The organism is Pseudomonas sp. CFBP 13711 (assembly GCF_014842265.1).
GTDB lineage: Bacteria > Pseudomonadota > Gammaproteobacteria > Pseudomonadales > Pseudomonadaceae > Aquipseudomonas.
Map to the genome: position 1 here is coordinate 52,691 of NZ_JACYVI010000019.1, position 22,490 is coordinate 75,180.

Below are 22,490 nucleotides of genomic sequence, written 5' to 3' on the forward strand. Positions count from 1 at the left end.
GCACTATTTTTCCCTGGCAAGAAAAGCAAATGCTGGATAAGACCAACGGTAGCCAAGAGGACGGGTTTGAGGCAGGTCACTGTAGCGGCTATGCTCCGAAACCTTATTTATATTCTCCGAGCTATCCATGACTTGGCACCCCCACATCACCGTCGCAACCGTCATCGAAGACGATGGCCGTTTCCTGTTCGTCGAAGAATTGAAAAACGGCAAGCTCGTGCTCAATCAGCCTGCCGGGCACCTCGAGCCTGATGAAACGTTGCGCGAAGCGGCCATCCGCGAAACGCTGGAAGAAACCGGCTGGGACGTCGAACTGACGGGCGTCGTCGGCATTTACCTGTACACAGCGCCATCGAATGGCGTGACCTACCAGCGCGTGTGCTTTTCGGCCAAAGCAACGCGGCACCACCCCGAACGTGCGCTGGACACCGGCATCGTCGGCGCGCCCTGGTTCAGCCGCGACGAACTCGCCCGTCAACCGGAGCGCTGGCGCAGCAAGCTGGTATTGCGCTGCATCGACGACTACCTGGCAGGCCCGATTCACATTCTGGACGTTGTACGCGACTGACTGGCCCTTTCCCGGCTGAAGCAGGTCCTACTCATCCCATGCGTCTGTGCAACTGAATAGCTTTTAGCCTTGGCGCCGACTCCCTGCTAGAATCGCGCCCTTTCCTGCTGCTACCCAATCGAATTCCTATGTCTGATTCAGCCTTTTCCGATACAGAAAAGAAGCGCGTCATTGTCGGCATGTCCGGCGGCGTGGATTCTTCGGTCTCCGCCCTTCTGCTCATGGAGCAGGGGTACCAGGTGGAAGGCCTGTTCATGAAGAACTGGGAAGAAGACGACGGAACGGAATACTGCACCGCCATGGACGACCTCGCGGACGCCCAGGCTGTGTGCGACAAGATCGGTATCAAACTGCACACCGTGAATTTCGCGGCCGAGTACTGGGATCACGTCTTCGAGCATTTCCTCGAAGAATACAAAGCCGGGCGCACGCCGAACCCGGACATCCTGTGCAACCGCGAGATCAAGTTCAAAGCCTTTCTCGACTACGCCTTCATGCTCGGCGCTGACCTGATTGCCACCGGGCACTACGTGCGCCGCCGCGACATCGACGGCCGCACCGAACTGCTCAAGGGCCTGGACCCGAACAAGGACCAGAGCTACTTCCTGCATGCCGTCGGCGGTGAGCAGATCGCCAAGACCCTGTTCCCGGTCGGTGAACTGGAGAAGCCCGAGGTGCGTGCCATCGCCGAGAAATACCAGCTGGCGACCGCGAAGAAGAAGGACTCGACCGGCATTTGCTTCATCGGCGAGCGTCGTTTCACCGACTTCCTCAAGCAATACCTGCCTGCGCAGCCCGGCGAAATCAAGACCACCGAGGGCGAGGTCATCGGTCGGCATGCCGGCCTGATGTACCACACCATCGGCCAGCGCCAGGGCCTGGGCATCGGCGGACTGAAGGACGCCGGCGATGAGCCGTGGTACGTGCTGGTCAAGGATCTGGAGCACAACGAGCTGATCGTCGGCCAGGGCAACGAACACCCGTGGCTGTTCTCCCGCGCCCTGCTCGCGTCGGAGATCTACTGGGTCAATCCGATCGACCTCAGCAGCCCGCGCCAGCTGACCGCCAAAGTGCGTTACCGCCAGAGCGACCAGAGCTGCACACTGGAACGTACCGAGACCGGCTATCGCGCCACCTTCGACGAACCGCAACGCGCCGTGACGCCGGGCCAGTCCGTGGTGTTTTACGACGGCGAGGTCTGCCTCGGCGGCGGCGTTATCGAAATCGCCGAGCCGTGGCACACCAGGGATGCACGTTGATGACCCCGATTCAGGAACAACTTGTCGCCCTGGCCGGAGTCTTTCAGGCCGCTGTGCTGGTCGATCGCATCGCCAAGACCGGCCAGGCCGGTGAAGCGGCTGTTGGCTGCCTGATGGGCACGCTGCTGGTCATGGACCCGAAAGACACGCTGGACGTGTTCGGTGGCGACGACCTGAATCTGCACGAGGGCTATCGCGCCCTCGCCAGCGCTCTGGAACGGGATCCGGCCACGCTGCAACGGGAACCCCTGCGTTATGCCCTGGCGATGCTGGGCCTGGAACGTCAACTGTCCAAGCGCGAGGACATGCTCGACACCATCGGCAAGCGCCTGCCGCAGATCAAATCCCAGGTCGAGCATTTCGGTATCGTTCACGAGAACGTCATTGCCGCCAGCGGCGCGCTGTATCAGGACACCCTGAGCACCTTGCGTCAGCGGATTCAGGTCCACGGCGACATGCGCAATCTGCAGCAACCCAACAACGCCTCGAAAATCCGCGCGCTGTTACTCGCCGGTATTCGCTGCGCGCGCCTTTGGCGACAAGTGGGCGGCCACCGCTGGCAACTGGTCATCAGCCGCCGCAAGTTATTGAAAGAACTGTATCCATTGCTTCACCGCTGAGTGGCCAACCCCATTCAGCCCGCTCCGAACCTGACATCGCGCGAGTCATAACGGTCAGCCAGCCTCGGCTGACCGGAATTTTCATGTATGATACGCGCCCCTTTTCGTCGCCTGACAGTCCGAGAACACCCCATGCAGCTTTCTTCGCTCACTGCGGTTTCCCCTGTAGATGGCCGCTACGCCGGCAAAACCCAGGCCCTGCGCCCGATTTTCAGCGAGTACGGCCTGATCCGTTTCCGCGCCCTGGTGGAAGTACGCTGGCTGCAACGCCTGGCGGCTCACCCGCAAATCCCTGAAGTGCCGGCATTCTCCGCCGAGGCCAACGCCCTCCTCGATGCCCTGGCTAACGATTTCGCTCTCGAGCATGCCGAGCGCGTGAAAGAGATCGAGCGCACCACCAACCACGACGTCAAGGCCATCGAGTACCTGCTCAAGGAGCAGGCGGCCAAGTTGCCGGAGCTGGCCAAGGTCAGCGAGTTCATCCACTTCGCCTGCACCAGCGAAGACATCAACAACCTGTCCCACGCGCTGATGCTGCGCGAAGGCCGCGACACCGTGCTGCTGCCGTTGATGCGGGAAATCGCCGAGTCGATCCGCGAGCTGGCGATCCGCTTCGCCGCCGTGCCGATGCTCTCGCGCACCCACGGTCAGCCAGCCTCGCCGACCACCCTGGGCAAGGAACTGGCCAACGTCGTTTACCGCCTGGAACGCCAGATCGCTCAAGTCGCTGCCGTGCCGCTGCTGGGCAAGATCAACGGCGCCGTCGGCAACTACAACGCGCACCTGTCGGCCTACCCGGACATCGACTGGGAAGCCAACGCCCGCGCCTTCATCGAAGACGAGCTGGGTCTGGGCTTCAACCCCTACACCACGCAGATCGAGCCGCACGATTACATCGCCGAGCTTTTCGACGCGATCGCCCGTTACAACACGATCCTGATCGACTTCGACCGCGACATCTGGGGCTACATCTCCCTGGGCTATTTCAAGCAGCGCACCATCGCCGGCGAAATCGGCTCGTCGACCATGCCGCACAAGGTCAACCCGATCGACTTCGAAAACTCCGAAGGCAACCTCGGCATCGCCAACGCGCTGTTCCAGCATTTGGCCAGCAAATTGCCAATCTCCCGTTGGCAGCGTGACCTGACGGACTCCACTGTGCTGCGTAACCTCGGCGTGGGCTTCGCTCACAGCGTGATTGCCTACGAAGCGAGCCTGAAAGGCATCGGCAAGCTGGAACTCAACGAGCAGAAGATCGCCGCCGATCTGGACGCTTGCTGGGAAGTCCTGGCCGAGCCGATCCAGACAGTCATGCGTCGCTACGACATCGAGAACCCGTACGAGAAGCTCAAGGAATTGACCCGCGGCAAGGGCATCGGCCCTGAAGCACTGTTGACCTTCATCGACGGTCTGGACATGCCTGCCGAAGCCAAGGCCGAGCTGAAAAAGCTCACGCCGGCGAACTACATCGGCAACGCCGTGGCGCAAGCCAAGCGCATCTGACCGCACTGCACACGCTCTGAACGCCCGGCTGAGCCGGGCGTTTTTATTCCCGTCGTAAAAACTCGTTTTTTCAATAGGTTACACATGAATCCTGACATCCCTCTTCAGCTCCTAGGTGGCATCACAGCGCGCGAGTTCCTGCGTGACTACTGGCAGAAGAAACCTTTGCTGATCCGTCAGGCCATTCCGGATTTCCAGAGCCCGATCGACGCCGACGAACTGGCGGGCCTGGCGCTGGAAGAAGAAGTTGAATCGCGCCTGGTCATCGAGAAAGGCGAGCGCCCGTGGGAGCTGCGCCGCGGCCCGTTCGCCGAAGACGAATTCAGCAAACTGCCGGAGCGTGAGTGGACCTTGCTGGTCCAGGCCGTGGATCAGTTCGTGCCTGAAGTCAGCGAACTGCTGGAAAACTTCCGCTTCCTGCCGAGCTGGCGCATCGATGACGTGATGATCAGCTACGCCGCGCCAGGCGGCAGCGTGGGTCCGCATTTCGACAACTACGACGTGTTCCTGCTGCAGGGTCACGGCAAGCGTCACTGGCAGATCGGTCAGATGTGCGACGCCGAGAGCCAACTGCTCGAGCACGCCGACCTGCGCATCCTCGCCGACTTCCAGGGTACCGACGAGTGGACGCTGGAACCGGGCGACATGCTCTATCTGCCCCCGCGTCTGGCCCACTGCGGCGTCGCCGTGGATGAGTGCCTGACGTACTCGGTGGGCTTCCGCGCGCCAAGCGCCGCTGAAGTGCTGACCCACTTCACGGACTTCCTCAGCCAGTTCATGTCTGAAGAAGAACGCTACACCGATGCCGACGCGCAACCGGTCAGCGATCCGCACCAGATTCAGCGTGATGCCCTTGATCGCCTGAAGGGCTTGCTGGCCGAGCACATGGGTGACGAGCGCCTGCTGCTGACCTGGTTCGGCCAGTTCATGACCGAGCCGCGTTATCCCGAGCTGGTGGTCGGCCCGGAACTGGCCGAGAGCGAGCTGCTCGACAGTCTGGAACAGGGCGCCGTGCTGATCCGCAACCCGAGCGCGCGACTGGCGTGGTCGGAAGTCGACGACGACCTGCTGTTGTTCGCCAGCGGTCAGAGCCGTCTGTTGCCGGGCCATCTGCGCGAACTGTTGAAAATGATCTGTGCAGCCGATGCGCTGCATATCGACAATCTGGGCCAATGGCTGGCAGATGACGATGGACGTAACCTGCTCTGTGAGCTGGTCAAACAAGGAAGTCTGGGGTTTGCTGATGAATAAGATCCACGTACGGGTAGCCGACTGGCAGAAAGACAACGCCGACATCCGGCGCATTCGCGACGCTGTATTCGTGTCGGAACAGTCGGTGCCGCCCGAACTGGAATGGGACTCGGAAGATGCAGACGCTCTGCATTTTCTGGCGCTGGAAGGCGATTACGCCGTGGGCACCGCGCGCCTGTTGCCGGACGGTGAGTTTGGCCGATTGTCCGTGCTGAAAGACTGGCGCGGGCTGAACGTAGGCGAGGCGCTGATCACCGCCATCCTCGCCGAAGCAGAGCGCCGCGGCCTGAAACAGCAGCGGCTCAGCGCTCAGGTTCATGCCACGGCACTCTACGAGCGCTTCGGTTTTAGCGTGGTCAGCGACGAGTTCCTCGAAGCCGGCCTGCCCCACGTGGACATGGTGCGCCACTCGCACTGATTGCCCATTGCTGCACCCGGCGCCCCGGCGTTCGCGCCTCAGCTGTCTATGCTGAAACGCGAGCACCGGGGCGTTTTGCTGCCTGCGATTCAACTTGGTGCTGCGCGGGCCGACAAACTGGCAAACTCGTCGTTCAGACGCGCCCCTCGCGGAGACCACATCGATGTCATTACGCACCCTCCTCGCTTCACTGTTGTTGGCTTGCAGCTTCACGGCCGCGGCCGCCACTGAAGTCATCCCCCTGAATTACCGCACCAGCGACGATCTGCTGCCCACCGTAAAGTCGTTTCTGGGCAACGAAGGCAGCGTCAATGCCTATGGCAACAAGCTGATCGTCAACGCCGAACCAGACAAGATCAGCGAACTGCGCGACCTGCTCGGTCAACTCGATACCGCGCCCAAGCGACTCATGATCAGCGTCGACACCAGTGACAGCACGGTCCAGAGCGACCAGGGTTACTCGGTCAATGGCACCGTGCGTTCCCAGGACGGACGCATCAGCGCCGACGGCCGCACGCGCATCCAGAATTACGGCACCGCAAGTCGCGACGGTGGCGTGCAACAGGTTCAGGCCAACGAAGGGACGCCGGCGCTGATTCAGATGGGCCAGAGCATACCTATCACCACGGTGCAGTCCGATGGCTATGGCTACCCGCAGACCAACACGCAGTATCGAAACGTGACCCAGGGCTTCTACGTCACCGCGACGGTCACCGGTGACATAGTCCACCTGAGCATCAGCACCAACAACGACCGCATGAGCCAGCAACAGGCCGACGCCATCAAAGTGCAGAGCACCGACACGCAAGTCAGTGGTCGGCTGGGTGAGTGGATCACGCTGGCCGGCGCCAGCGATCAGTCCCGCGCCGACGAGCATGGCGTCGTCCGACGCTATTCGACACAGGGCAGCAATGACATGCAGCTGCGGGTGAAGGTCGATAGCCTGGATTGAGGGGAACCGCTCGTTATCGCAATGCCAAGCCAAGGGTGATTTAGCCACTGCGCAAAATTGTGGGAGTGAGCTTGCTCACGAAGAGGCCGGTGCAGCCAATGGCTCTCCGGTGGCTGACAAAAGGCTTTCGCGAGCAAGCTCGCTCCCACATGGACCGTGGCCATCCGTGCTATTCCGGTTAGATACCGCCAATTATGTAGTGCCCAATCCGGCACTACATCCTGCCTCCATACCGTGACCGCCCAGTACCCGCGTTGACTTCCCCTTCTCAGCACTCACACGCCTGAAACTGACCGACAAGTCGTATTAGACGAAGAATGTAGTGCTCTCAAAAAAGCACTACAAAGTGTTTGACGAGGCAAAATCGGCGAGGCATGATGGCCTCGCTCCCGCTGATCGGAGGTCGTGCAGAACGCCTCCTGATCGCGCTCGAACTCTGCATGTTCGTGCCGATTAGCGTCATTTCCGCCCAAAAGGCAGCTTCATCGCCTCATCATCCTGATGGCGAAAAAATCTGACTGAGAATCCATGCTTTCCGATTCAGTGAGCAGCCATCAGTGCGCCTTGAAGAAACCCGGCGCCGGCGAAGCAAGGAGCTTCACCTCAAGACCCACAACACCAAGCAACGAGGTTTACCCCATGGCACTGACACGCGAACAACAAATTGCAGCCATCGAGAAAGACTGGGCCGAGAATCCACGCTGGAAAGGCGTAACCCGCACCTACTCCGCTGCTGACGTCGTCCGCCTGCGTGGCTCGGTTCAGCCTGAACACACGTTTGCAAAGCTGGGCGCTGACAAGCTGTGGAACCTGGTGACCCAGGGCGCCAAGCCGTCCTTCCGACCCGACAAGGATTTCGTCAACTGCATGGGCGCCCTCACCGGCGGTCAGGCCGTGCAACAAGTCAAAGCCGGCATCCAGGCGATTTACCTGTCTGGCTGGCAAGTCGCGGCGGACAACAACTCCGCCGAATCGATGTACCCCGATCAGTCGCTGTACCCGGTGGACTCGGTGCCGACCGTGGTCAAGCGCATCAATAACTCGTTCCGCCGTGCCGACCAGATCCAGTGGAAAGCCGGCAAAAACCCGGGCAACGAAGGCTATATCGATTACTTCGCGCCGATCGTGGCCGACGCCGAAGCCGGTTTCGGCGGCGTGCTCAACGCCTACGAACTGATGAAGAGCATGATCGAGGCAGGCGCAGCGGGCGTGCACTTCGAAGACCAACTGGCGTCCGTGAAAAAATGCGGTCACATGGGCGGCAAGGTGCTGGTGCCCACCCAGGAAGCCGTACAGAAACTGGTGGCTGCCCGCCTGGCGGCTGACGTTGCCGGCGTGCCGACCATCATTCTGGCGCGTACCGATGCCAACGCCGCAGACCTGCTGACCTCGGACTGCGACCCGTATGACCAGCCGTTCGTGACCGGCACCCGCACGCCGGAAGGCTTCTACAAAGTACGAGCCGGCCTCGACCAGGCGATTGCCCGCGGCCTGGCGTACGCGCCATATGCCGATCTGATCTGGTGTGAAACCGCCAAGCCGGATCTGGACGAGGCCCGTCGCTTCGCCGAAGCGATCAAAAAGGAATACCCGGATCAGCTGCTGTCCTACAACTGCTCGCCTTCCTTCAACTGGAAGAAGAATCTGGACGACGCGACCATCGCCAAATTCCAGCGCGAGCTGTCGGCAATGGGCTACAAGCATCAGTTCATCACGCTGGCCGGCATCCACAACATGTGGCACAGCATGTTCAACCTGGCGCACGACTACGCCCGCAACGACATGACCGCCTACGTGAAACTGCAAGAACAGGAGTTTGCCGACGCGGCCAAGGGCTACACCTTCGTGGCGCACCAGCAGGAAGTGGGAACCGGCTACTTCGATGACATGACCACGGTCATTCAGGGCGGCAAGTCTTCAGTGACCGCACTGACGGGTTCGACGGAAGAAGAACAGTTCCATTAAGCCACTACGCATTGGGAATTCAGAGGCCGCCTACGGGCGGCTTTCTGATGACAGTGAGGGATTAAACCTACGTTGCTGGTCAACTATTAACGATAGACAACTCAAATCAGCGTCTAAAAGTTAATTAACCACACACTCAATAACCGTCTTCCTCTCCCGGCTAATTAAACGGGAACTTCGTCACGTTCCAGTGACACACATCAAACCCAGCCGCCAAATGATATTTATTATCATTTAAGTCAGGTCGAACTGTCGCCGCGCCGTAAGAAACATATTTCTCCAAACCCTCTTCGATGCCCGTCCCCGCTGGGGCTAAGCATGAAAACCGTGACCTATCTCATTAATCCTGCGAATAAATTTGATGCAGAAAATTTACTTGCCCTCCTTTTGCACATAAAATCCCGGAATTGATCGCACTGCGACATATCGTCACTGCTTCTACTTCTTTTCCAAGCCCAGAGACCTTTGCTCTCTGTTAAGGACTGCCAGCATGCCCGACTCGACAGGATTGATTGCCCACAATTGGGGCTTCGCCGTGTTTCTCCTTGGTGTCGTCGGCCTCTGCGCCTTCATGCTCGGCCTTTCCAGCCTGCTGGGTTCCAAAGCCTGGGGCCGCAGTAAAAACGAACCGTTCGAATCCGGCATGCTGCCCACCGGCGGCGCCCGTCTGCGGCTCTCGGCAAAATTCTATCTGGTCGCGATGCTCTTCGTGATTTTCGACATTGAAGCCCTCTTTCTGTACGCCTGGTCTGTGTCCGTCCGCGAAAGCGGCTGGACCGGCTTCGCCGAAGCGCTCGTTTTCATAGCAATTCTGTTGGCAGGTCTTGTCTACCTATGGCGGGTAGGGGCGCTCGATTGGGCTCCCGTTGGTCGTCGTAACCGGCAGGCGAAGCTAAAACAATGAGGCTTTGGCAATGCAATATAATCTCACCAGGATCGACCCGGATGCTCCTAACGAGCAGTACCCCATCGGCGAACGCGAAGTCGTTTCCGATCCGTTAGAAGACCAAGTCCACAAAAACATCTACATGGGCAAGCTCGAAGACGTGCTGAATGGCGCGGTCAACTGGGGTCGCAAGAACTCCCTTTGGCCGTACAACTTCGGCCTGTCGTGCTGCTATGTGGAAATGACCACCGCGTTCACGGCGCCCCACGACATCGCGCGATTCGGCGCCGAAGTGATCCGGGCATCGCCGCGCCAAGCGGATTTCATGGTCATCGCCGGCACCCCGTTTCTGAAGATGGCCCCGATCATCCAGCGCCTCTATGAGCAAATGCTGGAGCCCAAGTGGGTCATCTCCATGGGCGCCTGTGCCAACTCCGGTGGCATGTATGACATCTATTCCGTGGTTCAGGGCGTGGATAAATTCCTCCCTGTGGATGTTTACGTGCCCGGCTGCCCGCCCCGTCCAGAGGCATTTCTGCAAGGCTTGATGCTGTTGCAGGAATCCATTGGCCAGGAGCGTCGTCCCCTTTCCTGGGTCGTCGGTGATCAGGGCGTTTATCGCGCCGAGATGCCGTCGCAGAAGGAACAGCGCCGCGAACAGCGTATTGCGGTGACCAACCTGCGCAGCCCCGACGAAGTCTGATCCAGTTTTTCTTTTACAAAAAGAAGCCTGAACCTGGGTTCATTCTGTACGTTGACCGATAGCGATCGAGACCTATGACTGCAGACACCGCTCTGTACATCCCGCCTCACAAGGCTGACGACCAAGAGGTCGTCGTTGAACTCCATAACCGTTTTGGCGCTGAAGCCTTCAGCGCCCAGTCCACCGTCACTGGCATGCCCGTGCTGTGGGTGCAACGTGCGCGGCTGATCGAAATCCTGACCTTCCTGCGTCAGATGCCCAAGCCGTACGTGATGCTGTACGACCTGCACGGCGTCGACGAACGCCTGCGCACCAAGCGCCGTGGCCTGCCGGACGCCGACTTCACCGTGTTCTATCACTTGATGTCGATAGAACGTAACAGCGACGTCATGCTCAAGGTCGCGCTGTCCGAAAGCGACCTGAGCATGCCGACCGTGACCAGCATCTGGCCGAACGCCAACTGGTACGAGCGTGAAGTCTGGGACATGTTCGGGATCGACTTCCCGGGCCACCCGCACCTGACCCGGATCATGATGCCGCCGACCTGGGAAGGTCACCCGCTGCGCAAGGATTTCCCGGCCCGCGCCACCGAATTCGACCCCTACAGCCTGACGCTGGCCAAGCAGCAACTGGAAGAGGAAGCCGCGCGTTTCCGTCCGGAAGACTGGGGCATGAAGCGTTCCGGCACCAACGAGGATTACATGTTCCTCAACCTGGGCCCGAACCACCCTTCGGCCCACGGTGCGTTCCGCATCATCCTGCAACTGGACGGCGAAGAGATCGTCGACTGCGTGCCTGACATCGGTTACCACCACCGTGGCGCCGAGAAAATGGCCGAGCGCCAGTCCTGGCACAGCTACATTCCGTACACCGACCGCATCGATTACCTCGGCGGCGTGATGAATAACCTGCCTTACGTGCTCTCGGTCGAGAAACTGGCCGGCATCACCGTGCCGGATCGGGTCAACGTCATCCGCATCATGATGTCCGAGTTCTTCCGTATCACCAGCCACCTGCTGTTCCTGGGGACCTACATCCAGGACGTGGGCGCCATGACCCCGGTGTTCTTCACGTTCACCGACCGTCAGCGCGCCTACACCGTGATCGAAGCCGTCACCGGTTTCCGTCTGCACCCGGCCTGGTTCCGCATCGGCGGTGTCGCCCACGACCTGCCGCGCGGCTGGGAAAAACTGGTCAAGGATTTCATCGACTGGATGCCCAAGCGTCTCGACGAGTACACCAAGGCAGCGCTGCAGAACAGCATCCTCAAGGGTCGTACCGTCGGCGTCGCTGCGTACAACACCAAGGAAGCGCTGGAATGGGGCGTCACCGGGCCCAGCCTGCGCGCGACCGGTCTGGACTTCGACCTGCGCAAGGCACGTCCGTATTCGGGTTACGAGAACTTCGAATTCGAAGTGCCCCTGGCCCACGACGGCGACGCCTACGATCGCTGCATGGTCCGCGTCGAAGAGATGCGCCAGAGCCTGAAAATCATCGAGCAGTGCATGCGCAACATGCCGGCCGGCCCGTACAAGGCGGATCACCCGCTGACCACGCCGCCGCCGAAAGAACGCACCCTGCAGCACATCGAAACCCTGATCACCCACTTCCTGCAGGTTTCGTGGGGCCCGGTCATGCCGGCCAACGAATCTTTCCAGATGATCGAAGCGACCAAGGGCATCAACAGTTATTACCTGACGAGCGACGGCGGCACCATGAGCTACCGTACCCGGATTCGCACCCCAAGCTACCCGCACCTGCAGCAGATCCCTTCGGTGATCAAAGGCAGCATGGTCGCGGACTTGATTGCGTACCTGGGTAGTATCGATTTCGTTATGGCCGACGTGGACCGCTAAGCATGAACAGCACGCTTATCCAGACAGACCGTTTCGCCCTGAGCGAATCCGAGCGCTCGGCCATCGAGCACGAAATGCATCACTACGAGGACCCGCGCGCGGCGTCCATCGAAGCCCTGAAGATTGTTCAGAAGGAACGCGGCTGGGTGCCGGACGGCGCCATCTACGCCATCGGCGAAGTGCTGGGCATCCCTGCCAGCGACGTTGAAGGCGTGGCGACGTTCTATAGCCAGATCTTCCGTCAGCCGGTAGGCCGCCACATCATTCGCGTCTGCAACAGCATGGTCTGTTTCATCGCGGGTCACGAAGACATCGTCAGCGAGATTCAGAGCAAGCTGGGCATCGGCCTGGGTCAGACCACCGCCGACGGCCGCTTCACGCTGCTGCCGGCCTGCTGCCTGGGCAACTGCGACAAGGCGCCGGCGGTCATGATCGACGACGACACTTTCGGCAATCTACAGCCTGCGGGCGTCGCCCCGCTGCTGGAGGGTTACGTATGACCATCACTTCCTTCGGCCCCGCCAACCTCATCACCCGCGCTCCGGAAACCCATCCGCTGACCTGGCGTCTGCGCGATGACGGCGAGCCGGTGTGGCTCGATGAATACCAGAAGAAAGACGGTTACGCAGCGGCGCGCAAAGCGTTCGCCACACTGTCGCCTGACGAAATCGTCCAGGCCGTCAAAGACTCCGGCCTCAAGGGTCGCGGCGGCGCAGGCTTCCCCACGGGCGTGAAGTGGGGGCTGATGCCCAAAGACGAATCCATGAACATCCGTTACCTGCTGTGTAACGCCGATGAAATGGAGCCGAACACCTGGAAGGACCGCATGCTGATGGAGCAACAGCCCCATCTGCTGATCGAAGGCATGCTGATCAGTGCACGCGCGCTGAAGGCCTACCGCGGTTACATCTTCCTGCGCGGCGAATACACCACTGCGGCCGTGCACCTGCGCCGTGCGGTAAAAGAAGCCGAAGCGGCCGGCCTGCTGGGCAAGAACATCCTCGGCAGCGGTTTTGATTTCGAGCTGATCGTGCACACCGGCGCAGGGCGTTACATCTGCGGCGAAGAAACCGCACTGATCAACTCCCTCGAAGGCCGTCGCGCCAATCCGCGCTCCAAGCCGCCCTTCCCCGCTGCGGTGGGCGTATGGGGCAAGCCGACCTGCGTGAACAACGTCGAGACGCTGTGCAACGTCCCGGCCATCGTCAACAACGGCAACGACTGGTACAAGTCCCTCGCCCGCGAAGGCAGCGAAGACCACGGCACCAAGCTGATGGGTTTCTCCGGCAAGGTGAAGAACCCCGGCCTGTGGGAACTGCCATTCGGCCTGCCGGCCCGCGAGCTGTTCGAAGACTACGCCGGCGGCATGCGCGACGGCTTCAAGCTCAAGTGCTGGCAGCCCGGCGGCGCCGGTACCGGCTTCCTGTTGCCGGAACACCTCGACTGCCAGTTCTACGCCGGCGGCGTGGCCAAGGTCGGCACCCGGATGGGTACCGGTCTGGCGATGGCGGTGGACGACAAGGTCAACATGGTCTCGCTGCTGCGCAACATGGAAGAGTTCTTCGCCCAGGAGTCGTGCGGGTTCTGCACGCCGTGCCGCGATGGCTTGCCGTGGAGCGTGAAGATGCTGCGCGCCCTCGAAAACGGTCAGGGTCAACCGGGCGATATCGAGACGCTGCTGGGGTTGGTCAACTTCCTCGGCCCAGGCAAAACCTTCTGCGCCCACGCACCGGGCGCCGTGGAACCTCTGGGCAGCGCGATCAAGTACTTCCGGCCGGAATTCGAGGCAGGCATCGCACCGACACGTGCGGGCGACCTCAATCAGGTCATCAGTCCGACCATGGTCGGCGCATAACACAATAAACGGTCGGCGGCTCACAAGGCCGCCTTCCCTGCATCCGACGACGCCGCGAGGCTGTTTGAGTCGGATGGCACCGAGATTCCATTAGCCACGCCCGCTGACACCGGGCCAACGAAGAACTTTGAACCATGGCCACTATCCACGTAGACGGCAAAGCGCTCGAAGTCGATGGCGCAGACAACCTGTTACAGGCGTGTCTGTCGCTGGGCCTCGACATCCCTTATTTCTGCTGGCATCCGGCACTTGGCAGTGTTGGCGCCTGTCGCCAGTGCGCGGTCAAGCAGTACACCGACGAGAACGACACCCGTGGTCGTATCGTCATGTCCTGCATGACACCCGCCACTGACAACACCTGGATCTCCATCGAAGACGACGAATCCAAGGCGTTTCGCGCCAGCGTCGTCGAATGGCTGATGACCAACCACCCGCACGACTGCCCGGTCTGCGAGGAAGGCGGTCACTGTCATTTGCAGGACATGACGGTGATGACCGGCCACAACGAGCGCCGCTATCGCTTCACCAAGCGCACCCACCAGAATCAGGAGCTGGGGCCGTTCATCGCACACGAGATGAACCGCTGCATCGCCTGCTATCGCTGCGTGCGCTTCTATAAGGACTACGCTGGCGGCACTGACCTCGGCGTGTTCGGCGCCCACGACAACGTGTACTTCGGTCGCGTTGAAGACGGCACCCTGGAAAGCGAGTTCTCCGGCAACCTCACCGAGGTCTGCCCGACCGGTGTATTCACCGACAAGACCCACTCCGAGCGCTACAACCGGAAATGGGACATGCAGTTCTCGCCGAGCATCTGCCACGGCTGCTCAAGCGGCTGCAACATCAGCCCGGGCGAACGTTATGGCGAAATCCGCCGTATTGAGAACCGCTACAACGGTTCGGTGAACCAGTATTTCCTCTGCGACCGTGGCCGTTTCGGTTATGGCTACGTCAACCGCACGGACCGTCCACGCCAGCCGCTGGCCGAAGGCATCAAGCTGGGCCTGGACGCTGCGCTGGATAAAGCGGCTGACCTGCTGCGCGGGCGCAACATCGTCGGCATCGGTTCGCCCCGCGCCAGCCTGGAAAGCAACTTCGCCCTGCGCGAACTGGTCGGCGCCGAGCATTTCTACTCGGGCATCGAAGCCGGTGAGCTGGAGCGTCTGCGCCTGATCGCCCAAGTGCTGAAAGACAGCCCGCTGCCGATCCCGACCTTGCGTGAAGTCGAAGAGCACGACGCCGTGTTCATCCTTGGCGAAGACGTCACCCAGACCGCTGCGCGCATGGCCCTCGGCTTGCGTCAGTCGGTGAAGAACAAAGCCGAAGACATGGCCGCTGCGATGAAAGTCCAGCCATGGCTTGACGCTGCGGTGAAGAACATCGGTCAGCACGAGTTGAACCCTCTGTTCATCGCCAGCCTCACCGACACCCGCCTCGACGACATCGCCGAAGAGTGCGTGCACGCGGCGCCTGACGACCTGGCGCGCATCGGTTTCGCGGTGGCCCACGCCATCGACCCGAGCGCTCCGGCCGTTGTCGGCCTGGACAGCGAAGCGCTGGAACTGGCCGAGCGCATTGCCACCGCGTTGCTTGAAGCCAAGCGCCCACTGATCGTCTCCGGCGCCTCGCTGGGTTCGAACGCGCTGATCGAAGCCGCGGCGAACATCGCCAAAGCCTTGAAGCTGCGCGACAAGCAGGGTTCGCTGAGCCTGATCGTGCCGGAAGCCAACAGCATGGGCCTGACCCTGTTCGGTGGCGACTCGGTCGACGCTGCGCTGCAGGCCGTGATTTCCGGCCAGGCCGACGCCATCGTCGTGCTGGAAAACGACCTGTTTACCCGCGTGGACGCGGCAACGGTCGAGGCTGCATTGAAGGCCGCCAAAGTGGTCATCGTTGCCGATCACCAGAAGACCGCCACCACCGACCGCGCGCATCTGGTGCTGCCGGCTGCAAGCTTTGCCGAAGGCGACGGTACGCTGGTCAGCCAGGAAGGCCGCGCCCAGCGCTTCTTCCAGGTCTTTGATCCAACTTACCTGGACGCAAGCATTCTGGTTCACGAAGGCTGGCGCTGGCTGCATGCCCTGCGCGCTACCCTGTTGAATCAGCCGGTTGACTGGACTCAGCTCGACCACGTCACTGCCGCCTGCGCCGCCAGCAATCCGCAACTGGCCGGCATCGTCGGTGCTGCGCCGTCTGCTGCGTTCCGCATCAAGGGCCTGAAACTGGCTCGCGAGCCGCTGCGTTACAGCGGCCGGACCGCCATGCGCGCCAATATTAGCGTCCATGAACCGCGTACGCCGCAGGACAAAGACACCGCGTTCGCGTTCTCGATGGAAGGTTACTCGGGCTCTGCCGAACCCCGCTCCCAGGTGCCGTTCGCCTGGTCGCCGGGCTGGAACTCGCCACAGGCGTGGAACAAGTTCCAGGACGAAGTCGGTGGTCACCTGCGTGCTGGCGATCCGGGCGTGCGCCTGATCGAAAGCAGCGGCGACAAGCTGGGCTGGTTCGCCAACGTCCCGCGTGCCTTCTCCCCTGCACAAGGGACCTGGCAAGTCGTGCCGTTCTATCACCTGTTCGGCAGCGAGGAGACTTCCTCCAAAGCCGCACCGGTTCAAGAGCGCATTCCTCAGGCGTATGTGGCGCTGGCCAAGTCCGAAGCGGACCGTCTGGGCGTCAACGACGGCGCACTGCTGAGCCTGAGCGTTGCCGGACAGACACTGCGTCTGCCGCTGCGCATCAGTGAAGAACTGGGCGCAGGCCTGGTGGCATTGCCGTCCGGTCTGGCGGGCATTCCTCCGGCGTTGTTCGGCAAAACCGTCGACGCACTGCAGGAGGCCGCTCAATGACCTGGTTCACCCCTGAAGTGATCGACTCGATCATCGCCGTCGTCAAGGCCATCGTGGTGCTGCTCGCCGTGGTGGTCTGCGGCGCGCTGCTCAGCTTCGTCGAACGTCGTCTGCTGGGCTGGTGGCAGGACCGTTACGGGCCGAACCGCGTCGGTCCGTTCGGCATGTTCCAGATCGCCGCCGACATGCTGAAAATGTTCTTTAAAGAGGACTGGAACCCGCCCTTCGTCGACCGGGTGATCTTCACCCTGGCGCCGGTGGTGGCCATGAGCGCGCTGTTGATCGCGTTCTCGGTCATCCCGGTGACCCAGACCTGGGTGGTCGCCGACCTGAACATCGGTCTGCTGTTCTTCTTCGCCATGGCCGGTCTGTCGGTCTATGCGGTGCTGTTCGCCGGTTGGTCATCGAACAACAAGTACGCCCTGCTGGGCAGCTTGCGTGCCTCGGCGCAGACCGTGTCGTACGAAGTGTTCCTCGGCCTGTCACTGATGGGCATCGTGGTGCAGGTTGGTTCGTTCAACATGGGCGACATCGTCAAGTACCAGGCCGATCACCTGTGGTTCATCATTCCGCAGTTCTTCGGCTTCTGTACCTTCTTCATCGCTGGCGTCGCCGTGACTCACCGTCACCCGTTCGACCAGCCGGAAGCGGAACAGGAACTGGCCGACGGTTACCACATTGAATACGCCGGCATGAAATGGGGCATGTTCTTCGTCGGTGAGTACATCGGCATCATCCTGATCTCGGCGCTGCTGGTGACCCTGTTCTTCGGTGGCTGGCATGGCCCGTTCGATATCCTGCCGCAACTGTCGTTCATGTGGTTTGCCCTGAAAACCGCGTTCTTCATCATGCTGTTCATCCTGTTGCGTGCTTCGATCCCTCGTCCGCGTTATGACCAGGTGATGGATTTCAGCTGGAAGTTCTGCTTGCCACTGACCCTGATCAATTTGCTGGTGACCGCTGCGGTCGTCTTGGCGGCTCAGTGAGGATTTGACCCATGTTCAAATATATTGGCGACATCGTTAAGGGTACGGGTACCCAGCTGCGCAGCTTGATCATGGTCTTCGGCCATGGCTTCCGTAAGCGTGACACCCTGCAATATCCGGAAGAGCAGGTCTATCTGCCGCCGCGCTACCGTGGCCGCATCGTCCTGACCCGCGACCCCGACGGCGAAGAGCGCTGCGTGGCGTGCAACCTGTGCGCCGTGGCGTGCCCGGTGGGTTGCATCTCGCTGCAGAAGGCCGAGACCGACGACGGTCGTTGGTATCCGGAGTTCTTCCGCATCAATTTCTCGCGTTGCATCTTCTGCGGCATGTGTGAGGAAGCTTGCCCGACCACCGCGATCCAGCTGACACCGGATTTCGAGATGGCCGAGTTCAAACGTCAGGATCTGGTGTACGAGAAGGAAGATCTGCTGATCTCCGGCCCCGGCAAGAACCCTGATTACAACTTCTACCGCGTTGCGGGGATGGCCATCGCCGGCAAGCCGAAAGGCGATGCCCAGAACGAAGCCCAGCCCATCAACGTCAAGAGCTTGCTGCCTTAAGGAAGAAAGATGGAATTCGCTTTCTATTTCGCATCCGGCATCGCTGTGGTGGCCACCCTTCGGGTGATCACCAACACAAACCCGGTGCACGCCCTGCTCTACCTGATCATTTCGCTGATAGCCGTGGCCATGACGTTCTTCAGTCTCGGTGCACCGTTTGCCGGTGCCCTGGAAGTCATCGCTTACGCGGGCGCCATCATGGTGCTGTTCGTCTTCGTGGTGATGATGCTGAACCTGGGCCCGGCCTCGGTTCAACAAGAACGCGCCTGGCTCAAACCCGGCATCTGGCTCGGCCCGATTCTGCTGGGCGGCCTGCTCCTGGCGGAGTTGATTTACGTGCTGTTCGCCAACTCCACCGGCGCTTCCATCGGTCACACCACGGTGGACGCCAAAGCCGTCGGCATCAGCCTGTTTGGCCCTTACCTGCTGGTTGTCGAACTCGCCTCGATGCTGCTGCTTGCGGCAGCCGTGACGGCGTTCCATGTCGGCCGCAACGAGGCGAAGGAGTAAAGCCATGAACTCAGCAATCCCTCTGGAACATGGTCTGGCGGTCGCCGGCATCCTGTTCTGCCTCGGCCTGGCGGGCCTGTTGGTACGCCGCAACATTCTGTTCGTGTTGATGAGCCTGGAAATCATGATGAACGCAGCCGCGCTGGCCTTTGTCGTCGCGGGCAGCCGTTGGGCACAGCCTGACGGCCAGATCATGTTCATTCTGGTGATCAGCCTTGCCGCAGCCGAGGCCAGCATTGGCCTGGCGATTCTGCTGCAACTGTATCGCCGCTTCCACACGCTCGATATCGACGCTGCCAGCGAGATGCGCGGATGAACCTACTCTTTCTGACTTTCGTATTCCCCCTGATCGGTTTCCTGCTGCTGTCGTTCTCGCGCGGCAAATGGTCGGAAAACCTCTCAGCCCTGATCGGCGTGGGCTCCATTGGCCTGTCGGCCATCGTGGCCGCTTACGTGATCTTCCAGTTCAACGTCTCACCCCCGGAAGGCGGTCACCTGACCATGGTGCTGTGGCGCTGGATGTCAGTGGACGGCTTCGAGCCCAACTTCGCCCTGTATGTCGATGGCCTGTCCATCACCATGCTCGGTGTGGTGGTCGGCGTTGGCTTCCTGATTCACCTGTTCGCCTCGTGGTACATGCGCGGTGAAGACGGCTATTCGCGCTTCTTCGCCTACACCAACCTGTTCATTGCCAGCATGTTGTTCCTGATCCTGGGCGACAACCTGCTGTTCATCTACTTCGGTTGGGAAGGCGTGGGCCTGTGCTCGTACCTGTTAATCGGTTTCTATTACAGCAACCGCAACAACGGCAACGCGGCACTGAAAGCCTTCATCGTGACCCGCATCGGCGACGTGTTCATGGCCATCGGCCTGTTCATCCTGTTCCAGCAGCTGGGCACGCTGAACATTCAGGAACTGCTGGTTCGTGCACCACAGCACTTCAAGGTCGGTGATTTCTGGATCGTTCTGGCCACACTGATGCTGCTGGGCGGTGCTGTCGGTAAATCCGCGCAACTGCCGCTGCAAACCTGGCTGGCGGATGCGATGGCCGGTCCTACTCCGGTGTCGGCACTGATCCACGCCGCCACCATGGTGACCGCGGGCGTTTACCTGATCGCGCGGACCCACGGCCTGTTCATCCTCGCTCCGGACATCCTGCATCTGGTCGGCATCGTCGGGGGCGTGACCCTGGTACTGGCGGGTTTCGCCGCACTGGTGCAGACCGACATCAAACGTATCCTCGCCTACTCGACCATGAGCCAGATCGGCTACATGTTCCTGGCGCTGGGCGTGGGTGCATGGGACGGCGCGATTTTCCACCTGATGACCCACGCCTTCTTCAAGGCGCTGCTGTTCCTCGCGTCCGGTGCGGTGATCGTTGCCTGCCACCACGAGCAGAACATCTTCAAGATGGGCGGTCTGTGGAAGAAACTGCCATTGGCCTACGCCAGCTTCATCGTCGGCGGCGCAGCGCTGTCGGCCTTGCCACTGGTCACTGCGGGTTTCTACTCCAAGGACGAAATCCTCTGGGAAGCGTTCGCCAGCGGTCATCAGTACCTGCTTTATGCCGGTCTGGTCGGTGCGTTCATGACCTCGCTGTACACCTTCCGCCTGATCTTCATCGCCTTCCACGGCGAAGCGAAGACCGAAGCCCACGCCGGCCACGGGATTTCCCACTGGTTGCCGCTGGGTGTGCTGATCGTGCTGTCGACGTTCATTGGCGCCTGGATTCATCCGCCACTGGCCGGCGTGCTGCCGGAAAGCGCAGGGCATGCTGGCGGCGAAGCCAAGCACAGCCTGGAAATCGCCTCGGGCGCCATCGCTCTGGCCGGTATCCTGCTGGCGGCGGTGCTGTTCCTCGGCAAGCGTCGTCTGGCCACGGCCATCGCCAACAGCGGTCCGGGTCGTTTCCTGTCTGCATGGTGGTTTGCGGCGTGGGGCTTCGACTGGGTGTATGACGTGCTGTTCGTCAAACCTTACCTGGCAATCAGCCGCCTGCTGCGTGGCGACCCGCTTGACCACACAATCGGCCTGATTCCGCGTCTGGTCAAAGCCGGCAACGGCTTGATGACCCGCACCGAAACCGGTCAGCTCCGTTGGTACGCCGCTTCGATCGCCGCAGGTGCCGTACTGGTACTCGGCGCGATTGTGCTGGTCTGATGAGTCGAACTGACATGAACCTTGCGACTTTGCGAAAGGAATTGAGCCCGTCATGATTCTGCCCTGGCTAATCCTGATCCCCTTCATCGGCGGCCTGCTGTGCTGGCAAGGTGAGCGCTTCGGCCCTACCCTGCCGCGCTGGATTGCGCTGTTGACCATGTCTCTCGAGACGATTCTGGGCCTGTGGGTCTGGAGCACCGGTACGTTTACCTATGCTCCCGCTCCGGGCGCCGATCCGACCTGGGCCCTTGAATTCAAGCTTCAGTGGATCCAGCGCTTCGGCATCAGCGTGCACCTGGCCCTCGACGGCCTGTCCCTGCTGATGATTCTGCTGACCGGCCTGCTGGGTATCCTCTCGGTACTCTGCTCGTGGAAAGAGATTCAACGTAACGTCGGCTTTTTCCACCTGAACCTGATGTGGATCCTGGGCGGTGTCGTCGGCGTGTTCCTCGCCATCGACCTGTTCATGTTCTTCTTCTTCTGGGAAATGATGCTGGTGCCGATGTACTTCCTCATCGCGCTCTGGGGTCACAGCTCGGCGGACGGCAAGAAGACGCGGATCTACGCAGCGACCAAGTTCTTCATCTTCACTCAGGCCAGCGGCCTGATCATGTTGGTGGCGATCCTGGGTCTGGTACTGGTGCACTTCAACCAGACCGGCGTGATCACCTTCGGCTACGCGGACCTGCTGAAAACCAAGCTGTCCCACGGCACCGAATACATCCTGATGCTGGGTTTCTTCATCGCGTTCGCGGTGAAGCTGCCGATCGTGCCGCTGCACTCCTGGTTGCCTGACGCTCACGCCCAGGCGCCGACCGCAGGTTCCGTGGACCTGGCGGGCATCCTGCTGAAGACCGCTGCGTATGGTCTGCTGCGTTTTGCGCTGCCGCTGTTCCCAAATGCGTCGGCCGAGTTCGCGCCGATCGCCATGGTGCTGGGCCTGATCGGTATCTTCTACGGTGCTTTCCTCGCCTTCGCCCAGACCGACATCAAGCGCCTGATCGCGTTTTCCAGCGTTTCGCACATGGGCTTCGTGCTGATCGGCATCTACTCCGGTAGCCAGCAGGCGCTGCAAGGCGTCGTCGTGCAGATGCTCGCTCACGGTCTGTCGGCCGCCGCGCTGTTTATCCTCAGCGGTCAGTTGTACGAGCGTCTGCACACCCGCGACATGCGCGAAATGGGTGGCCTGTGGAGCAAGATCGCGTACCTGCCGGCCATCAGCCTGTTCTTCGCCGCTGCGTCGCTGGGCCTGCCAGGCACCGGTAACTTCGTCGGTGAATTCCTGATCCTGATCGGCAGCTTTGTCAGCGCGCCGTGGATTACCGCCATCGCTACATCCGGTCTGGTGTTCGGTTCTGTCTACTCGCTGATCATGATCCACCGCGCCTACTTCGGCCCGGCCAAGTCCGACGCGGTCTACAAAGGCATGGACGGTCGGGAATTGATCATGGTGCTGGGTCTGGCGGTGTTGTTGATTCTGCTGGGCGTGTACCCGCAACCGATCCTCGACACATCCTCGGCGACCATGCATGGCGTGCAGCAATGGCTCGGCACCGCCTTCACTCAACTCGCTTCGGCCCGGTAAGAGCGCT

The 22,490-nt window shown here is 60.9% G+C and carries 20 protein-coding genes; all 20 read left to right on the forward strand.

The genetic code is table 11. The features are described 5' to 3' along the window. Positions 1–127 precede the first annotated feature (127 nt). The 20 genes from IFT47_RS25290 to nuoM all read left to right on the forward strand — a co-directional run bounded on the left by IFT47_RS25290 (position 128) and on the right by nuoM (position 22,483). A complete protein-coding gene (locus IFT47_RS25290) occupies positions 128–568 on the forward strand; it encodes an NUDIX hydrolase (protein WP_192174838.1) in 441 nt (146 codons plus the stop codon). Between the two features lie 128 nt (positions 569–696). After that, positions 697–1,827 carry a tRNA 2-thiouridine(34) synthase MnmA gene (gene mnmA / locus IFT47_RS25295; protein ID WP_192174839.1) on the forward strand — a complete coding sequence of 377 codons (1,131 nt, stop codon included), beginning with the start codon at positions 697–699 and terminating at the stop codon, positions 1,825–1,827. Beyond that, complete coding sequence (gene hflD / locus IFT47_RS25300) at positions 1,827–2,447, forward strand: high frequency lysogenization protein HflD (protein ID WP_192174840.1); 621 nt, start codon at positions 1,827–1,829, stop codon at positions 2,445–2,447. Before mnmA ends, hflD begins: the two co-directional genes overlap by 1 nt. 132 nt (positions 2,448–2,579) lie before the next feature. After that, positions 2,580–3,950: an adenylosuccinate lyase gene (gene purB, locus IFT47_RS25305; protein ID WP_192174841.1), complete on the forward strand. Its 1,371-nt coding sequence runs from the start codon at positions 2,580–2,582 to the stop codon at positions 3,948–3,950. Positions 3,951–4,034: 84 nt separating this feature from the next. Beyond that, positions 4,035–5,201 (forward strand): ribosomal protein uL16 3-hydroxylase, encoded by a 1,167-nt coding sequence (locus IFT47_RS25310; protein ID WP_192174842.1) that lies wholly within the window; start codon positions 4,035–4,037, stop codon positions 5,199–5,201. After that, positions 5,194–5,619 carry a GNAT family N-acetyltransferase gene (locus IFT47_RS25315; protein WP_192174843.1) on the forward strand — a complete coding sequence of 142 codons (426 nt, stop codon included), beginning with the start codon at positions 5,194–5,196 and terminating at the stop codon, positions 5,617–5,619. Before IFT47_RS25310 ends, IFT47_RS25315 begins: the two co-directional genes overlap by 8 nt. A gap of 163 nt (positions 5,620–5,782) precedes the next feature. Next, the gene (locus IFT47_RS25320) at positions 5,783–6,571 is read left to right on the forward strand and encodes a secretin N-terminal domain-containing protein (RefSeq protein WP_192174844.1); all 789 of its coding nucleotides are present in this window, start codon (positions 5,783–5,785) and stop codon (positions 6,569–6,571) included. Positions 6,572–7,210: 639 nt separating this feature from the next. Further along, the gene (aceA, locus tag IFT47_RS25325; RefSeq protein WP_192174845.1) at positions 7,211–8,536 is read left to right on the forward strand and encodes an isocitrate lyase; all 1,326 of its coding nucleotides are present in this window, start codon (positions 7,211–7,213) and stop codon (positions 8,534–8,536) included. Between the two features lie 490 nt (positions 8,537–9,026). Then, positions 9,027–9,440, forward strand: coding sequence for an NADH-quinone oxidoreductase subunit A (locus IFT47_RS25330; RefSeq protein ID WP_037008823.1), 414 nt, complete (start codon positions 9,027–9,029; stop codon positions 9,438–9,440). 10 nt (positions 9,441–9,450) lie between these two features. Further along, the gene (locus tag IFT47_RS25335) at positions 9,451–10,125 is read left to right on the forward strand and encodes a NuoB/complex I 20 kDa subunit family protein (RefSeq protein WP_065989126.1); all 675 of its coding nucleotides are present in this window, start codon (positions 9,451–9,453) and stop codon (positions 10,123–10,125) included. A gap of 74 nt (positions 10,126–10,199) precedes the next feature. Next, complete coding sequence (gene nuoC, locus IFT47_RS25340) at positions 10,200–11,981, forward strand: NADH-quinone oxidoreductase subunit C/D (protein ID WP_192174846.1); 1,782 nt, start codon at positions 10,200–10,202, stop codon at positions 11,979–11,981. A gap of 2 nt (positions 11,982–11,983) precedes the next feature. Continuing rightward, positions 11,984–12,481 carry an NADH-quinone oxidoreductase subunit NuoE gene (gene nuoE, locus IFT47_RS25345; protein WP_065989124.1) on the forward strand — a complete coding sequence of 166 codons (498 nt, stop codon included), beginning with the start codon at positions 11,984–11,986 and terminating at the stop codon, positions 12,479–12,481. Next, positions 12,478–13,836: an NADH-quinone oxidoreductase subunit NuoF gene (gene nuoF / locus IFT47_RS25350; protein WP_192174847.1), complete on the forward strand. Its 1,359-nt coding sequence runs from the start codon at positions 12,478–12,480 to the stop codon at positions 13,834–13,836. The genes nuoE and nuoF overlap by 4 nt, the downstream gene beginning before the upstream one ends. Before the next feature lie 134 nt (positions 13,837–13,970). Continuing rightward, positions 13,971–16,682, forward strand: a complete 2,712-nt coding sequence (nuoG, locus tag IFT47_RS25355; RefSeq protein ID WP_192174848.1) for an NADH-quinone oxidoreductase subunit NuoG — start codon at positions 13,971–13,973, stop codon at positions 16,680–16,682. Then, positions 16,679–17,668 (forward strand): NADH-quinone oxidoreductase subunit NuoH, encoded by a 990-nt coding sequence (gene nuoH, locus IFT47_RS25360; protein WP_037008811.1) that lies wholly within the window; start codon positions 16,679–16,681, stop codon positions 17,666–17,668. The genes nuoG and nuoH overlap by 4 nt, the downstream gene beginning before the upstream one ends. Before the next feature lie 11 nt (positions 17,669–17,679). Further along, positions 17,680–18,228 carry an NADH-quinone oxidoreductase subunit NuoI gene (gene nuoI / locus IFT47_RS25365; protein WP_037008808.1) on the forward strand — a complete coding sequence of 183 codons (549 nt, stop codon included), beginning with the start codon at positions 17,680–17,682 and terminating at the stop codon, positions 18,226–18,228. A gap of 9 nt (positions 18,229–18,237) precedes the next feature. Next, on the forward strand, positions 18,238–18,738 hold the full coding sequence (gene nuoJ / locus IFT47_RS25370; RefSeq protein WP_037008804.1) for an NADH-quinone oxidoreductase subunit J: 501 nt from the start codon (positions 18,238–18,240) through the stop codon (positions 18,736–18,738). Positions 18,739–18,742: 4 nt separating this feature from the next. Further along, positions 18,743–19,054 carry an NADH-quinone oxidoreductase subunit NuoK gene (nuoK, locus tag IFT47_RS25375; protein ID WP_065989117.1) on the forward strand — a complete coding sequence of 104 codons (312 nt, stop codon included), beginning with the start codon at positions 18,743–18,745 and terminating at the stop codon, positions 19,052–19,054. Then, on the forward strand, positions 19,051–20,898 hold the full coding sequence (gene nuoL / locus IFT47_RS25380; RefSeq protein WP_172611451.1) for an NADH-quinone oxidoreductase subunit L: 1,848 nt from the start codon (positions 19,051–19,053) through the stop codon (positions 20,896–20,898). Before nuoK ends, nuoL begins: the two co-directional genes overlap by 4 nt. A gap of 52 nt (positions 20,899–20,950) precedes the next feature. Next, on the forward strand, positions 20,951–22,483 hold the full coding sequence (gene nuoM / locus IFT47_RS25385) for an NADH-quinone oxidoreductase subunit M (RefSeq protein ID WP_108122799.1): 1,533 nt from the start codon (positions 20,951–20,953) through the stop codon (positions 22,481–22,483). Positions 22,484–22,490: the final 7 nt, after the last annotated feature.